This is a genomic window from Nocardia sp. NBC_01009, assembly GCF_045208035.1.
Lineage (GTDB): Bacteria > Actinomycetota > Actinomycetes > Mycobacteriales > Mycobacteriaceae > Nocardia.
Genome location: NZ_CP108695.1, coordinates 206150 through 221838, shown reverse-complemented (window position 1 = coordinate 221838; position 15689 = coordinate 206150). Strand labels below are relative to the sequence as shown.

Here is a 15689-nt window from a genome sequence, read left to right as displayed (position 1 = left end):
TGTTCATGTGCGGCTTGGGGTACTCGATGTCGGAAGCAATACCGTCCATCTGCTCGTGGTGGACGCCCATCGTGGTGGCCACCCGATGCCGATGAGCTCGACAAAGGCGACATTACGGTTGTCGGAAAACATGGACGGCGCAGGTCGGATCACTGTCCAGGGGGCCGAACGGCTTATCGCGACCGTCGCCGAATTCGCCAGCATCGCCGAGACCTCCAAGTGCGTCGAGCTGATGCCCTTCGCGACCTCGGCGCTGCGCGAGGCCACCAACTCCGAAGAGGTGCTCGCCAGGGTGCTGGCCGAGGCCGGCGTCGAGCTGCGGGTACTTTCCGGCGTCGACGAGGCCAGGTCGACTTTCCTCGCGGTGCGCCGCTGGTACGGCTGGAGCGCGGGCCGCATCCTCAATCTCGACATCGGTGGCGGCTCGTTGGAAATGACCAATGGCGGCGACGAGGAACCCGATGTCGCGCTGTCGCTGCAACTCGGCGCCGGTCGGCTGACTCGCGAGTGGCTACGCGAGGATCCACCGGGCAAGCGCCGCGTCGCCGTGCTGCGCGACTGGCTCGACGCCGAGCTGGTGCTGCCCACCAAACAGCTGCTGGACGCGGGTAAGCCGGACCTTGCCGTCGGCACGTCGAAGACCTTCCGCTCGCTGGCTCGGTTGACCGGAGCGGCACCCTCTTCTGCGGGACTGCGGGTGCGCCGTACACTCACCAGCTCAGGTCTGCGCCAACTGATTGCTTTCATCTCACGAATGACAGCGTCGGACCGTGCAGAATTGGAAGGCGTAAGTTCCGATCGGTCACAGCAATTGGTGGCTGGCGCATTGGTCGCGGAGGCGAGTATGCGGGCACTATCGCTGGATACCCTCGAGATTTGTCCGTGGGCACTGCGTGAGGGGCTGATCCTGCGCAAACTGGATACCGACATGAACGGCGGACCCCGAGCGACGAGCTCACCGGGACCGGCTGCCGAGACCGGCAGGCCCGCACCCGGTGGTGGTGCCGCGCTGTCGGGCCCGATCGAAACGGTGTCGCCATGAGTGATGACTCCAAACAGCTATCGGTCGCCGAACTGCTGGCCCGCAATGGTCAGGAGGGTTCGGCGTCCTCCGGTGGCGGTGGCAGGCGTAGGCGCAGCGGCCGTGGGATCTCGGTCGCGGAGCTGACGGGCGATCTGCCTGTCATCCCGGCAAGCGGCGGTCGCTCCTCGCATGCCGCGCCCGACGAACCGGCGCTCGACGCGCCGTCGTATGAGCCTGCCGCGTATGAACCCGCGTATGAACCGTCGGCCTACCAGCCGTCGGTGCGCGAGCCCGCCGCATACGAACCCGCGGCATATCAGCCGTCGGCGTTCGAAGCGCCTGCACCGGAACCGGTTTCGTACGCCCCCCCGCCGCCCGCGCCGGAGCTGCCGAGCTATTCGCCGATGTCGGGGCCGATCACGCGCTACGACCCGTTGTCGGATTACACTGCGCCCGAGCCGGATCCGTTGCCCGGCCGCTCGAGCCGGGTCATGCCGGGGCGGGACATGCCGGCTTCCCGACATGCCGCGCCCGCCGACCCGTTGTCATCGCATGCCGCGCCCGACCCCTATGCCCCCGTCGATCCGTACGCACCGGTCGATCCCTATGGGGCCGATCCGCTGTCGGGCGACAGCGTGCCGCCGCTCGATTCCGGTCGCACCGGTCGCAGGCGCAGGCACGATCCCGACGAGGTAACCACCGAGGTACGGCCGCGGCGCGAGGCAGGTCGAGCCGACCCGCTCGCCGATCGTGGGTCGCTCAACGGCCATGCGGGAACCAGCGGAGCCAAAACCGGCAGGGCCGCTCGTCGCCGTGCGGAGGAAGCACTCGACGTCCGCCGCGCGGAGGAGGCACTCGACGTCGGGCCGTCGCCCGCGCCGTGGTCGCCCGCGCCCAACGGGTTCGCACCCGAATCGGCGCCGCTGCCGCTTTCGCCGTTGCCGGAGGCCCCGCCGCGAGGCAACCGAGCCCCGAGTCCGGAGCCGCCTCCCGAGCCACCGCGAAGATCATCCCGACGCTCTGCCGATGCCGGCCTGCCCGCGTGGTCGGCACGAAGACACCACGCGCCGACCCCGAATAACAACGATCTCGCGCCCGAATCCGGTGGGATTTCGACTGCAGGATGGTCGCTGGCCAGCCAGGATCAGCAGCTGGTTTCCGGTCAGACGGTGGCGGGTGACCTGCTGCGCGACGAGGTCGAGCGGGCTGAACGCGAGGAGGCCGCGCGCGCGAGTAGACGCGAGGGCGGTCGAGGTAAGCGTGGCCGCGGGAAACGCGATGCGGGCCGCGCCCTCGACATCATCGACCTGGACGATATGCAGGGCCGCACCGATGTGCACCCGCAGTTCGAGGTGGATGCGGACCCGCTGGAGGACGACGAGGACGACCTCGACGAGTATCCGGATTCGGAGCGGTCGGGGATCATGTCGCCGCGCCGTTCGCGGGTCGCGCGCAAGGCCGAGTACGACGCCAATCGGCGGCAGTGGATGATCCTCGGCGGGCAGAGCACCGGCGCCGCGGTCGCCGGCATGTTGCTGTTCAAGGGGTTCGAGCGGATGTGGGAGATGCTCCCCTGGGTGGCGCTGGCCCTGGCGATGATCGTGATTCTCGGCCTGGTGGCGCTGGTGCGGATACTGCGCAGGACCGACGACATCCTCAGCACGGTGATTGCCGTCGTCGTTGGCATCTTTGTCACGCTCGGACCGCTAGCCTTTCTTCTCAGTACGAACTGAGTAGGAGCTGCTGTGGGGAACATCGGGCAGGCAGACGACACACAGGTGGGAAGTGTGGTCGGCGCGGACGTACTGGGTACGGGCGTGCGCACCGAACCCCACTCGCCCGGCGAGCCCGCGTGCGTCGGCGGACAGCGGCAGATATTGGTCGGCCTTTCGACGGCGTCGGTGTATCCGCAGAACACCGAAGCGGCCTTCCGCTACGCGGCCGAACTCGGTTACGACGGCATCGAGTTGATGGTCTGGGCCGAGCCCGCCAGTCAGAGCATCGCCACTGTGCAGGCCTACGCCCGCAAATACTCCATGCCCGTGATCGCGGTGCACGCGCCGTGCCTGCTCATCTCGCAGCGAGTGTGGGGCTCGGATCCGGTCGCCAAGCTGGAGCGCAGTGTGCGCACCGCCGAGGCGCTCGGCGCGAGCACCGTGGTTGTGCATCCGCCATTCCGGTGGCAGCGCCGTTATGCAGAGGGCTTCGCCGACCAGGTCGGTGAGCTGGAGGAGCACAGCACCGTCATCGTCGCGGTCGAGAATATGTTCCCGATGCGCGCGGACACCCTGTTCGGTCGTGGCGCCGGTTCGGTCAAGCGGCTGGAGCGGCGCGGCGGGCCGGGGCTCGGCGTGACCGCGTTCAGTCAGTCCTACGATCCGACCGATGTCGGATACCGGCACTACACCCTCGACCTCTCGCACACCGCGACCGCGGGCGCCGATCCGCTGGCGCTGGCCGGGCGGATGGGGCATGGCCTCGCGCATCTGCATCTCGCCGACGGCCGCGGTGCCGCACACGACGAGCATCTGGTGCCCGGCGAGGGCACCCAGCCCTGTGTGGAGGTGTGCGCGGCCCTGGTGCGCACCGGTTTCTCCGGGCATGCGGTCGCCGAGATCAATACCCAGAGCGCACGCACGACTCAAGACCGTGCGGCGATGCTGCACCGCACGCTCGCGTTCGCCAGAGAGCATCTCAATGGCATGGCGCCTGCTCCCGCGCCCGCGCCGAGCCACGCCGGCCAGGTGTGACGAGGTCGTTCGCCCACCGCTCGCCGGAGGGGAATGCGGACGCCGAATCCGGTCGTTCTACGCTGTACGAACGCCAGGTATCGGATAAGCGTGGTGTCTCGGCTATCGCCGCGGACCGCCGATGCGGCACAGGAACGACAGGAGTGACGATGCCGGAGCTGACCGTGGATCTCGAGCGGGACACCGAGACCGACGCGCCGTTCAGCCGCGTATGCGCGCTGACCGAACTGTCCGCGACCACCCCCGACACCGGTCGCTACCTCGGCGTCATCGACAAGATCTGGACGATCGGCAAAAAGGTGCACGGCGGCACCATGGTCGCGGCCAGCGCCGCGGCGGCCACCAACTGGCTGCGCGCCTCCGATCCGGCACTCGCCGCGATGGCGCCCATCGCGGCCAGCTCCGACTTCCTCGGCGCTCCGGAGCCCGGTGCAGTCGAGTACGAGGTACGCATCCGCAAAGTGGGCCGTCAGATCTGCCTGGCGGATACGACCCTGATCCAGGACGGGCGCAGCCTGGTGCGAACCGCGTTCACCTTCGGCCACCTCGACGACGCCGATCCGCTGTACGCACCGCAGCACGGCGATATGCCCGCCGCGCCGCCCGCCGACGCCGTCGGGTACGAATCCGGCTCACCGATGGGCAGCATCGTGCACGTGGGCCAGGGCGCGGAGCTCTACATCGACCGCGAGTGGGCCAGGTTCCTGGACGGCGAGCAGGCCGAACCGCGGCTGCGGCTGTGGATGCGCCCACGCGCGGGCGATCAGCGCGATCCCGATGTCTCGATGTTCTTCGCGATGATGTCGGCCGACATGAGCCCGCCGGTCCCGATGAATCTCGGCCACTTCGGCTGGGCTCCGACCATCCAGATGACCACCTACCTGCGCCGCCGGCCCGCCCCCGGCTGGCTGCGGATCATCGCGACCACCCACGAGGTCGGCGGCCGCATGTTCGACGAGGATCAGCTGATCCTCGATTCCACCGGTGCGGTCGTCGCGCAAAGCCGCCAGCTGGCGCTGATTCCGCAGCGCTGAGCGCGGTCTAACCTTTACCCCCATGACGAGAATTGCGGTGATCGGTGGAGGTCGCATCGGGGAGGCGTTGGTCGCCGGGTTGCTCGAGTCGGGTCGCGCCGGCAAGGACCTGGTTATCGTCGAGACGCACGCGGATCGCGCCGCGCTGATCGCCGATCGGTTCGGCGTGCGGGTCACCGAGTCGGTGGCCGATGCGGTCATCGGCGCGGATCTGCTGGTGATCGCGGTCAAGCCGGGTGACGTCGACACGGTGCTGACCCAACTGGGCAAGGCCGAACTCGATGCAGACCGGGATCAGGTGCTCGTCTCGCTTGCGGCCGGCGTGCCGACCGCGCGACTCGAGGCCAAGCTGCCCGCAGGCTTTCCCGTGGTGCGGGTGATGTCGAATACCCCGATGCTGGTCGGCCAGGGCATGAGCGTGCTCGCACCGGGGCGCTATGCCAGGCCGGAGCAGCTGGCCGAGGTGGCCGACCTGCTCTGCGCGGTCGGCAAAGTGGTGACCGTCGCCGAGTCGCAGATGGACGCGGTCACCGCGGTGTCGGGTTCCGGACCCGCGTATTTCTTTCTTGTCGTCGAGGCGATGGTGGACGCGGCCGTCGGCCTCGGCCTCGCCAGGGACGTCGCGACCCAGCTCGTGGTGCAGACCATGGTCGGGTCCGCCGCTCTGCTCGACGATGCCGAGCAGAGCGCCGTGGAACTGCGCGCCGCGGTGACCTCGCCCGCGGGCACCACGGCCGCGGCGCTGCGTGAGTTGGAACGGGGCGGGGTCCGGTCCGCGATCCTGGAGGCACTGCACGCGGCCAAGCAACGGTCTGCGGAACAGGGCAGGTCTACCGAGTGACCGCTTGGTTCCCTGCAAGCAAAGCTTATTTCTCACACCCGTCGCAGTAATCCCACTGGTCCCGCTAAGCTTCAAGGAGCACGTGCGTGTCTGTTCCGCCGGTGGGGAAGCCGGCGGCGCGGACGTGCCGGAGGTCAATGGTGCAATGATGTCTAACAAGATGTCTGCAAATAGCTCAGGGACGTCGCCTGGCGGCTCCGGACCATCTACCAGCCGGGCAGGTTCCCGGTCGCAAGGCAGTTCGGTATCTCCAACGCAACCCGTGCTCGGTGGCGGCACCCAGTTCCTCACCGTCGCCGAGGTGGCAAATTTGATGCGGGTATCCAAAATGACGGTCTATCGGCTCGTGCACTCGGGTGAGTTGCCCGCCGTGCGGGTCGGTCGGTCGTTCCGGGTGCATGCCAAGGCGGTCCACGACTACCTGGAGACGTCCTACTTCGACGCTGGATGAGGCGGTTTCGTTCGCCTCGGGGTGTCCCGGTAGGATGAACCCTCGGTTCGTGTTCGCCTGCCGGTGGCACCGTTTCGTGGTGTCCGGTGGCCGTCGGCGGCGCGGATGCCGAGTACGGCGTACGTGATTGACGTGCGCGCCGAGTAGAGAGAACGCGAGGAACAACCCTATGGGTTCTGTGATCAAGAAGCGTCGCAAGCGCATGTCGAAGAAGAAGCACCGCAAGCTGCTTCGCCGCACCCGCGTTCAGCGGCGCAAACTCGGCAAGTAGGCCGCTGCGCGTTAGCTGGGGAGCCCGTCACCGATCTGGTGGCGGGCTTTTCGTTTTGAAACGCTCAAGTTTGAAAACGGTTTGTGTATCGGGTGACTGAAGTCATCGTTAGATCCTCGTTAACAATCTCGGCGCGTCGTATGGCAGCGGTTACGCTTGAACCGCATTAAATGAAATGGGGGCTGTCGAGTTGGGATCCGGTGCTGTGGGATCTGAGATAAGAGACGGACACACACCCAAGGTTGCGCTGGTCACCGGCGCCAGCCGGTTCTTCGGCGGCAATGTGGTGGCCAGGCTCGCCCAGGACCCCGGCATCGAACGCATCATCGCCGTCGACACCATGACCCCGAGCCGTGAGCTCTCCCGCCGCATGGGCCGTGCCGAATTCATTCGCGCCGACATTCGAAATCCGTTGATCCGCAAGGTAATCGATGGCGGCCAGGTGGACACCGTCGTGCATGCCGCGCTGCTGGCGCGGCCACCCGCCGGTTTCAGCAGGGCGGTGATGAAGGACCTCAACGTCCTGGGCGCCATGCAGTTGCTCGCGGTCTGCCAGAAGTCGCCGTCGGTGCGGCGAGTGGTGGTGCGCTCGACGTCGGCGGTGTACGGATGCAGTGCGAAAGACCCTGCGAAATTCACCGAAGAAATGAGTGCACGCATACCGCCGAGCGGCGGATTCGCGCGCGACATGATCGAAATCGAAGGATTCGTCCGCGGGCTTGCCCGGCGCCGCCCCGATATGGCCACCGCGGTTCTGCGTTTCGCGCCGATCGTCGGTCCGCGGCTGGCGGGGCGCGGTGTGCAATATCTGCGTTCGCCGGTTGCACCGACCGTGTTCGGCCGCGATGCCAGGATGCAGCTGGTCCACGAGCAGGACGCAATCGCCGCTTTGGCGCATGCTGCCAAAGTTTCGGCCGTCGGCGCATACAATATTGCGGGTGACGGCGCCCTTGCTCTATCGCAAGCGGTGCGGCGGGCAGGCCGCATCGAGCTTCCGATCCCGTTCCTGGTGTTCCGCACGGCGGGACGCGCGTTGATGGGCCCGCTGATGCGCGAATTCAGCAGCGAACAACTCGATTATTTTCATTTCGGCTGTGGCCTGGACACCACGCGCATGCGCACCGAACTCGGGTTCGTGCCGCGCTGGACGACGGTGCAGGCGTTCGACGACTTTATCGGGGGCGCAGCGTTGCGGCCCGTCATCGATCCCGCATGGATCGATGCCGCAGAAAATAAACTGCTCGGCCTGCTCGGGGCCGGTACGGGAGCACAACCATGAACGATGTCGCGAAAGTCATCCAGCTCCACGACGTGAATATCGAGGCGCGCCCGCGCCCGACCGTGCGTCGCTGGCCGGAGCCCACGGTCGGTGAGTCGTCGTCGGGCCAGGTGACCTCGCTGACCGAACGGCTTGCTGCCACCGAACCGCCAGTGCCGCAATCACTGTCGGACATGTTGCGCGGCGCCCTCGGCAAACAGATCGGCAAGACCGCGGATTTCGCGCGGCGCAGGCTCACCGGCGATTACCAGGTCGACGAGTTCGGCTTCGACGAGCACCTACTCGAATCGCTGCTCCTGCCGTTGCTGCGTCCCATGTCGGATTTCTGGTTCCGGGTGCAGGTCAGCGGGATGGAGAACATTCCAGAGGTGGGTGGCGCGCTGATTGTCGCCAATCACGCGGGCACTGTGCCGCTGGACGGACTGATGCTGCAGCTGGCGGTGCACGACAAGCATCCGAAGCAGCGGGCGCTGCGCTTGCTGGCCGCGGACCTCATTTTCGAGACGCCGGTGCTCGGTTCGCTGGCCCGCAAGGCGGGCCACACCCTGGCTTGCCGTCCGGACGCCGAACGACTGCTGCGCTCGGGTGAGCTGACCGGCGTATTCCCCGAGGGCTTCAAGGGCGTCGGCAAGCAGTACACCGATCGCTACAAGCTGCAGCGCTTCGGCCGCGGCGGATTCGTCGCCGCTGCGGTCCGCACCGGCACCCCGATCATCCCGTGCTCGATCGTCGGTTCCGAGGAGATCTACCCGAAGCTGGCCGATATCAAGCCGCTGGCGAGGCTGCTCAACCTGCCGTACTTCCCGGTGACTCCGCTGTTCCCGCACTTCGGTCCGCTCGGCGCGGTCCCACTGCCGTCCAAGTGGTACATCGAGTTCGGCGCGCCGATCTCGACCAACGGCTACGAGGCCGAAGCCGCGGACGACCCGATGACCATGTTCGAGGTCACCGATCAGGTCCGCGAAACCATCCAGCAGACCCTCTACAAACTGCTGACCAAGCGCCGCAACGCTTTCAGCGGATAGTCAGTGCTCGCGGCGGCGAGTGATTGCCGCTGCCACCGCACCACCGGCGGCGCCCAGCGCCAGTGCGGTCGGCACGCCGATCTTGGCGGCCTTGCGGCCGGTCCGGAAGTCACGGATTTCCCAGCCGCGATTCTTGGCGACCTCCCGCAGATCCGAATCCGGGTTGATCGCCACCGCCGTGCCGACCAGCGACAGCATCGGCACGTCGTTGTGGCTGTCGGAATAGGCGGTGCACCGCTTGAGGTTCAAGCCTTCTCGGACTGCGAGGGTGCGCACCGCGTGCGCCTTGCCGAGGCCGTGCAGGATGTCGCCGACCAGCCGGCCGGTGAACTTTCCGTCCACACTTTCGGCGACGGTGCCGAGGGCACCGGTCAGCCCGAGCCGTTTTGCGATCACCTGCGCCAGCTCGACCGGCGTCGCGGTGACCAGCCACACCTGCTGGCCCGCGTCGAGGTGCATCTGCGCGAGAGCCCTTGTCCCCGGCCAGATCTTGTCGGCGATGATTTCGTCGTAGATTTCCTCGCCGAGTGCGGCGAGCTCCGCGGTCGGGCGGCCCGCGATGAATGCGAGCGCTTTTTCCCGGCCGCTTGCCATATCGGTGCTGTTCTCTTTGCCGGTAACGCGGAATTTGACCTGTTTCCAGGCGACGTCGACCAGGTCGGAGGTCTTGAAGTATTTGCGTGCGGCCAGACCACGGGCGAAGTGCACGATCGACGCGCCCTGCACCATGGTGTTGTCGACATCGAAGAACGCGGCCGCGGTGAGATCGCGCGGCACCTCCGGTCCGGTCGTCTCCTGTTCGGCGGCCGCCAGGTCGGCGTCGTGCAGCGTCAGCGCGGCATCCGCGCTCGCCTCGCCTGCCAGGTTGGCCCGCAGCTCTTCCTCGCTCGGGCCGAAGGGGCTGCGGGAGATCCGCGCAAGCTGGTCCTGGAGGCTCTGGCCGAGCCTGCCCTGGTTCCATCGCACCGGAAACTCGCCGAATCGTCCGGCGATGAATCCGGCCTTCGTCCCTGAACTGTGGGCCACCTTCGATTGTTCCGGCACCAGTACCTCCGCCCGTCGCGCGAACCACGTCCACAGTAGCCGGAAGCGGTGACAGTCACGGGCTTACCGCGCGCACCGAACCGGGCGTGGTGAGGCGATTTAATATCCGTCATGACCAATCCCACACATTCGGTGACTTTGCTGACGAGACCCGGCTGCGGGCTGTGTGTCACCGCACTGGAACAGCTGCGGGTGATTTGTGCCGACTTCGGGATCGAGCCCGCGACGGTGGATGTCGATGCGGCCGCCGTTACCGACCCTGGCCTGCGCGCGGAGTACGGTGACCGGCTGCCCGTCGTGCTGCTCGACGGCCGTGAGCACAGCTATTTCGATGTCGACGAGCCCCGATTGCGGTCCGATTTGACCCGCTGAGGGAAAGCTGATCCTGTCCGTTTCCGCCGCGCTGCTGGTCGCGGCGGAAAATGAGGCCAAATTCACCGACTTTGTGCAGGGCTTCACAAGCGGTTACGGTGGTGGCACGCGACCCCCATGCCCAGGCTGCGGACCCACCGCGTAATGACACCCAGCATTCCGATACTTCGATCATGGCACCGGACCGCCCCGGGCAAGAGGTCGAACAGCGAACCGGACCTGAGCAGTCCGGAACGAGGAGCCGACGACGTGACAGAGCAGCATGAGACGCCAGGCGGCGTCTCCGGCAGGGCTCTGCAGAAGGACATCCCGCAGGCCACTGTTGCGCGGCTTGCCACCTATCTCCGGGTCCTCGCCATGTTGGCCGACGACAGTGTTGCCATCGTATCGAGTGAGGAACTGGCTGTCGCGGCGGGTGTCAATTCCGCCAAGTTGCGCAAGGACCTTTCCTTCCTCGGGCCCAATGGCGTTCGGGGTGTCGGCTATGACGTGGCGAAGCTGCGCAGCAGGATCGAGGATGTGCTCGGGCTGTCGCAGGGACATCGGGTGGTGCTGGTCGGTGCCGGCAATCTGGGCCGGGCACTGGTCGGCTACGGCGGTTTCCAGCGCCGCGGCTTCACCGTCGTCGGCATGTTCGACAGTCACCCCGAGGTGATCGGCCTGCAGGTCGCCGGTCTGGTGGTGCGTGACGTCGCCGAACTCGCAGAGGCCGTCACCGTGCTGCAGCCGACCATCGCGGTGATCACCGTTCCCGACGACGCGGCGCAGGCGGTGTGCGACTGCCTGGTCGGTGCGGGATTGCAGTCGATTCTGAGCTTCGCCCCGTGCGAGCTGACCGCGCCCGACGGCGTCGAGGTTCGCCGGGTGGATCTGGCCGTCGAGATGCAGATGCTTTCCTTCGACGCTTCGCGCAACGCACCGCCGTTGCCCGAAGTGGCACGTGCCGTATCGGGCCGCATCACCCATCGCGCGCATCCGGCACTCAAGCATTCGACCTCGCATTCGGCAACGGAGCCAAGCAGCAAGGGATCGGTGGTTACCCCATGAGTGTTCTTTTGGTCGGGATTTCGCATCGGAGCGCTCCCGTCTCGGTGTTGGAGAAGGTTGCCATCACCGATGCCGACCGCCCGAAGCTGGTCGACCGAATGCTCACTTCCAGCCACGTTTCCGAAGCGATGATCGTCTCCACCTGTAACCGGGTCGAGGTCTACGCGGTGGTCGACGCCTTTCACGGCGGTCTCGCCGAGATCGGCGATCTACTGACCAAGCATTCCGGGCTGCCGCTGCCGGATCTGACCAAGCACGCCTACGTCCGCTACAGCGAAGCCGCCGCCGAGCATCTGTTCGCGGTGGCGAGCGGCCTCGATTCGATGGTGATCGGCGAGCAGCAGGTGCTCAGCCAGATCCGCAGTGCCTACGCCTCCGCCGATTCGCAGCAGGCCGTCGGCCGGACCATGCATGAACTGGCCCAGCACGCATTGCGGGTCGGCAAGCGGGTGCATTCGGAGACCGGCATCGATCGAGCGGGCGCCTCGGTGGTTTCGGTGGCGCTGGATCGGGCCCAGCAGGTGCTGCGGGCGGCTGCCAACGGTTCGCAGGCGGCAGCCTCGGTAACCACGGAAGGATCCGCTGCCGTCCTATCCGGCACCGCGCTCGCGGGCCGGACCGCCGTTGTCGTCGGCGCCGGTGCGATGGGCGGCCTTGCCGTGGCGCATCTTTCGCGCGCGGGCATCGGTCGCATCATCGTGGTGAACCGCACCATCGAGCGGGCCAGCAGGCTTGCGGAGACCGCGGCGTCCTACGGGGTCGATTCGGCGGCGATGGAGCTGTCGCGGCTGACCGAGGCCATGGCCGCCGCCGATGTCGTGATCACCTGTACCGGCGCGGTCGGCGCTGTGGTGACCTTGGCCGACACCCACCGCGCCCTCGCCGATCGCGAACGCGCCGAATCCGCTTCGACCGAACGGCCATTGATCTTCTGCGACCTCGGCCTGCCCCGTGATGTCGAGCACGCGGTTGCCGGGCTGCCCGGCATCACGGTGATCGACATCGAGACGCTGCAGCGCGACCCCGCTGCCGGAGCCGCTGCCGACGACACTGCCGCCGCCCGCGCGATCGTTGCCGATGAACTCGCGAAATACCTTGCCGGCCAGCGGATGGCCGAGGTGACGCCGACCGTGGCCGCACTGCGGCAGCGCGCGGCCGAGGTGGTCGAGGCCGAACTACTTCGTCTCGATTCACGGCTGCCGAGTCTTGCCGACCCGGAACGCGACGAGGTGGCGCGCACGGTGCGCCGCGTGGTCGACAAGCTGCTGCATGCGCCGACGGTACGGGTCAAGCAGCTGGCCTCGACGCCGGGCGGCGACAGCTACGCCGAGGCGCTGCGGGAATTGTTCGAGCTCAAACCTGGTGCGGCGCAAGCGGTCGCCGCGCCGATGGAGATCAACGCGATCGGCGGCGAGCACGGGTCCTTCCGGTTCGCGGGCGACGGCGACATTGTGCTGGCCGACGACTTCACAGCAGGCCACCTCGGCGAAGAACGGGGGCAGTCCGCATGACCATCGTGCAGGAAGAGGACAACGTGACCGCAGGCAGCATTCATGCGCCGTGGCGGATCGGCACGCGCGGCAGTCTGCTCGCGCTCACCCAGTCGGGCACTATTCGCGACGCGCTGATCGCGGCTGGGCAGGCGGCAGAGCTGGTCGTGATCAGGACCGCAGGCGACAACAACGCGACCGACCCGGTCGCGAAGATCGGCGTCGGGGTGTTCACCTCCGCGCTGCGTGACGAGTTGGCCGCCGGATCCATCGATATCGCGGTGCACTCGTACAAGGATCTGCCGACCGCGCTCGACCCCCGTTTCACCATCGCCGCCATTCCGGTGCGCGAGGATCCGCGTGACGCTCTGGTCGCCCGCGACGGCCTCGTGCTCGGTGAGCTGCCTGCCGGTTCCCGGGTCGGCACCTCCGCGCCGCGGCGCGCGGCGCAGTTGCGTGCGCTCGGACTCGGTCTCGACATTGTGCCGCTGCGCGGCAACCTGGACACCAGGCTGCGCAAGGTCGCCGAAGGCGAGCTCGATGCGGTCGTCGTCGCTAGAGCGGGGCTCGCCAGAATCGACCGTCTGGACGCCGTCACCGAGGCGCTGGAGCCGGTGCAGATGTTGTCCGCTCCTGCGCAGGGTGCGCTCGCTGTCGAATGCCGCAGCGACGACACCGCATTGCTCGCGGTGCTTGCCGGACTCGACGACGCCGCCACCCGGGCGGCCATCATCGCGGAGCGGGCCCTGCTCGCCGAGCTGGAGGCGGGCTGCACCGCGCCGATCGGCGCGCTCGCCGAGGTCGTCGAATCGCTCGACGACGACGGCCGGGTTGTCGACGAACTCTCGCTACGCGGATGCGCGGCGGCCATCGACGGTTCCGAGGTGCTGCGGGCTTCCGTGGTCGGCGCCCCGGAGCGGGCGGCCGAATTGGGTCGAGCACTCGCCCGTGAGCTGTTGGAGCTCGGCGCGCGTGAGCTGCTCACCAGCGTGGAACCGGAGACACCCGGTTCCCCCACACAGGCGGTGAATCTGCCCGCCACAGACTTTGTCGATCCCAGCCCAATGGAGAACAGCCGATGAGCAGCCGAGCTACCAAGAAGCATCCCGGTCGGATCCTTTTCGTCGGGTCGGGTCCCGGCGACCCGGCATTGCTGACAGTGCGCGCCCGTGAGGTGCTCGGCCGGGCAGCGCTGGCGTTCACCGACCCCGATGTGGACAAGGGCGTGCTCGCCCTGATCGGGACCGCCGTCCAGGCGGATCAGGACGGTGAGCGTCCCGTCGACGTGCGTCCGGCGCTCGGCGAACCCGCCGAGGTGGCCAAAACGCTGATCGCCGAAGCCCGCAACGGCCATGACGTGGTCCGCGTCGTCTCCGGCGACCCGCTGACCACCGACGCCGTTATCGCCGAGGTCACCGCGGTGACCAGGTCGCACATGGTCTTCGAGGTACTGCCCGGTCTGCCCGGCGGCTCGGCGGTGCCGAGCTACGCGGGCATCGCGCTCGGGTCCGGGCACACCGAGGCAGACGTGCGCGGCGAGGTCGACTGGGCCGCACTCGCGGCCGCGCCCGGCCCGCTGGTGCTGCACGCGTCCTCGGGGCACCTGGCCGAAACCGCCAGCGCCCTTGTCGAACACGGCATGGCGCCGCAGACCCCGGTCGCGGTGACCGTGCGCGGCACCACGCGCCAGCAGCGCACCATCGAGGCGACCCTCGCCACGCTCAACAGCGCCGCTTCCGAGCTGGTCGGCCCGCTGGTGGTGACCATCGGCAAGGTGGTCGCGCAGCGCTCGAAGATGTCCTGGTGGGAGTCGCGCGCGCTGTACGGCTGGACCGTGCTCGTGCCGCGCACCAAGGACCAGGCAGGCGAGATGAGCGAGCGGCTGGTGACGCACGGCGCCATCCCGATGGAGGTGCCGACCATCGCGGTCGAGCCGCCGCGCAGTCCCGCCCAGATGGAGCGTGCGGTCAAGGGTCTCGTCGACGGCCGCTACCAGTGGGTGGTGTTCACCTCCACCAACGCGGTGCGCGCGGTGTGGGAGAAGTTCGCCGAATTCGGCTTGGACGCGCGGGCGTTCTCCGGTGTGAAGATCGCGTGTGTCGGCGAGGCCACCGCGGAGAAGGTGCGCTCGTTCGGCATCAACCCGGAGTTGGTCCCGAGCGGTGAACAGTCCTCCGAGGGCCTGCTCGCCGATTTCCCGCCCTACGACGATGTTTTCGATCCGGTGAACCGAGTGCTGTTGCCGCGCGCGGACATTGCCACCGAAACCCTCGCCGAGGGTCTGCGTGACCGCGGCTGGGAGATCGACGATGTCACCGCCTACCGGACTGTGCGCGCGTCGCCGCCGCCCGCCGAGACCCGCGAGATGATCAAGACCGGCGGCTTCGACGCGGTCCTGTTCACCTCGTCCTCGACAGTGCGCAACCTGGTCGGCATCGCGGGTAAGCCGCATGCCCGCACCATCGTCGCCTGCATCGGCCCGAAGACGGCCGAGACCGCCATCGAATTCGGTCTGCGCGTCGACGTGCAGCCGGAGGTCGCTCAGGTCGGCCCGCTGGTCGAGGCGCTCGCCGAGCACGCCGCACGGCTGCGCGCCGAGGGTCTGCTGCCGCCGCCGCGTAAGAAGAGCCGCCGCAGCCGGTAACCGGATTGTCGGACGAAACGCCCACCGCGCTGTGGGCGTTTCGTTTTTCCACCGGCCGCCGGGTCGAATGCCGGGCAGCTCGGCGGGATCAGCGGCTGTAGCGCATCAGGGTGCGCACCAGCCTGCAGGTGGTGTCCGATGGTGGGCGGATATCGATGAGTTCCGCGGTGCGCCGAATGCGCTCGTTGCTTGCCTGGCTCGGGAGATAGATGCCTGAATCGAGCAGCGCGATGGTCAGCCGCATGGCCTTGAGCCTGCGGTTGTGGCTGACGTACCACTTGCGTGGGCGGCCTGCCGGCAGCGGCCGCTTCTGGAGCGGAACATACGGCCGGTCGATGATGACGGTTTTCGACTTGGGTGCGGTAGCGGGCATCGCCAGTCCTCCCGTAGTGGTGCGTTTTCGAGTGCGAATCTCTC

General features: G+C 67.6%; 16 protein-coding genes. 14 read left to right on the top strand and 2 right to left on the bottom strand.

Features of this window, described 5'->3' with window-relative positions:
• The first annotated feature begins 7 nt into the window (after window positions 1–7).
• The 9 genes from OHA42_RS00880 (at window position 8) to OHA42_RS00840 (ending at window position 8675) form a co-directional block, all read left to right on the top strand.
• Entirely contained in the window at window positions 8–1042 is a 1035-nt protein-coding gene (locus OHA42_RS00880) for a Ppx/GppA phosphatase family protein (RefSeq protein WP_328406641.1), read from the top strand.
• On the top strand, window positions 1039–2757 hold the full coding sequence (locus tag OHA42_RS00875; RefSeq protein ID WP_406233702.1) for a hypothetical protein: 1719 nt from the start codon (window positions 1039–1041) through the stop codon (window positions 2755–2757). The genes OHA42_RS00880 and OHA42_RS00875 overlap by 4 nt, the downstream gene beginning before the upstream one ends.
• A 141-nt stretch (window positions 2758–2898) precedes the next feature.
• Complete coding sequence (locus OHA42_RS00870; protein ID WP_406238971.1) at window positions 2899–3774, top strand: sugar phosphate isomerase/epimerase family protein; 876 nt, start codon at window positions 2899–2901, stop codon at window positions 3772–3774.
• 149 nt (window positions 3775–3923) lie between these two features.
• Window positions 3924–4808: a thioesterase family protein gene (locus tag OHA42_RS00865; RefSeq protein ID WP_406233700.1), complete on the top strand. Its 885-nt coding sequence runs from the start codon at window positions 3924–3926 to the stop codon at window positions 4806–4808.
• 22 nt (window positions 4809–4830) lie between these two features.
• Entirely contained in the window at window positions 4831–5649 is an 819-nt protein-coding gene (gene proC, locus OHA42_RS00860) for a pyrroline-5-carboxylate reductase (protein WP_406233699.1), read from the top strand.
• Window positions 5650–5809: 160 nt separating this feature from the next.
• Window positions 5810–6100, top strand: coding sequence for a helix-turn-helix domain-containing protein (locus tag OHA42_RS00855; RefSeq protein ID WP_328406637.1), 291 nt, complete (start codon window positions 5810–5812; stop codon window positions 6098–6100).
• Between the two features lie 169 nt (window positions 6101–6269).
• Window positions 6270–6371, top strand: coding sequence for a 30S ribosomal protein bS22 (locus OHA42_RS00850; RefSeq protein WP_003402602.1), 102 nt, complete (start codon window positions 6270–6272; stop codon window positions 6369–6371).
• 175 nt (window positions 6372–6546) lie between these two features.
• Window positions 6547–7650, top strand: a complete 1104-nt coding sequence (locus OHA42_RS00845) for an NAD-dependent epimerase/dehydratase family protein (protein WP_406233680.1) — start codon at window positions 6547–6549, stop codon at window positions 7648–7650.
• The gene (locus tag OHA42_RS00840) at window positions 7647–8675 is read left to right on the top strand and encodes a lysophospholipid acyltransferase family protein (protein ID WP_406233678.1); all 1029 of its coding nucleotides are present in this window, start codon (window positions 7647–7649) and stop codon (window positions 8673–8675) included. The genes OHA42_RS00845 and OHA42_RS00840 overlap by 4 nt, the downstream gene beginning before the upstream one ends.
• Here OHA42_RS00840 and OHA42_RS00835 read toward each other — a convergent pair whose 3' ends face one another.
• Window positions 8676–9641: an HAD family hydrolase gene (locus OHA42_RS00835; RefSeq protein ID WP_406238969.1), complete on the bottom strand. Its 966-nt coding sequence runs from the start codon at window positions 9639–9641 to the stop codon at window positions 8676–8678. It lies immediately after the preceding gene.
• A gap of 189 nt (window positions 9642–9830) precedes the next feature.
• Here OHA42_RS00835 and OHA42_RS00830 point away from each other — a divergent pair, with 189 nt between their 5' ends.
• The 5 genes from OHA42_RS00830 to OHA42_RS00810 all read left to right on the top strand — a co-directional run bounded on the left by OHA42_RS00830 (window position 9831) and on the right by OHA42_RS00810 (window position 15272).
• Window positions 9831–10091 (top strand): glutaredoxin family protein, encoded by a 261-nt coding sequence (locus OHA42_RS00830; protein ID WP_406233676.1) that lies wholly within the window; start codon window positions 9831–9833, stop codon window positions 10089–10091.
• 249 nt (window positions 10092–10340) lie between these two features.
• Window positions 10341–11138, top strand: coding sequence for a redox-sensing transcriptional repressor Rex (locus OHA42_RS00825; RefSeq protein WP_406233674.1), 798 nt, complete (start codon window positions 10341–10343; stop codon window positions 11136–11138).
• Window positions 11135–12649, top strand: a complete 1515-nt coding sequence (locus OHA42_RS00820) for a glutamyl-tRNA reductase (protein WP_406233672.1) — start codon at window positions 11135–11137, stop codon at window positions 12647–12649. Before OHA42_RS00825 ends, OHA42_RS00820 begins: the two co-directional genes overlap by 4 nt.
• The gene (hemC, locus tag OHA42_RS00815) at window positions 12646–13710 is read left to right on the top strand and encodes a hydroxymethylbilane synthase (protein WP_406233670.1); all 1065 of its coding nucleotides are present in this window, start codon (window positions 12646–12648) and stop codon (window positions 13708–13710) included. Before OHA42_RS00820 ends, hemC begins: the two co-directional genes overlap by 4 nt.
• On the top strand, window positions 13707–15272 hold the full coding sequence (locus tag OHA42_RS00810) for a uroporphyrinogen-III synthase (RefSeq protein WP_406233668.1): 1566 nt from the start codon (window positions 13707–13709) through the stop codon (window positions 15270–15272). Before hemC ends, OHA42_RS00810 begins: the two co-directional genes overlap by 4 nt.
• 88 nt (window positions 15273–15360) lie before the next feature.
• Here OHA42_RS00810 and OHA42_RS00805 read toward each other — a convergent pair whose 3' ends face one another.
• Window positions 15361–15645 carry a hypothetical protein gene (locus tag OHA42_RS00805; RefSeq protein WP_328406629.1) on the bottom strand — a complete coding sequence of 95 codons (285 nt, stop codon included), beginning with the start codon at window positions 15643–15645 and terminating at the stop codon, window positions 15361–15363.
• Between the last annotated feature and the right edge of the window lie 44 nt (window positions 15646–15689).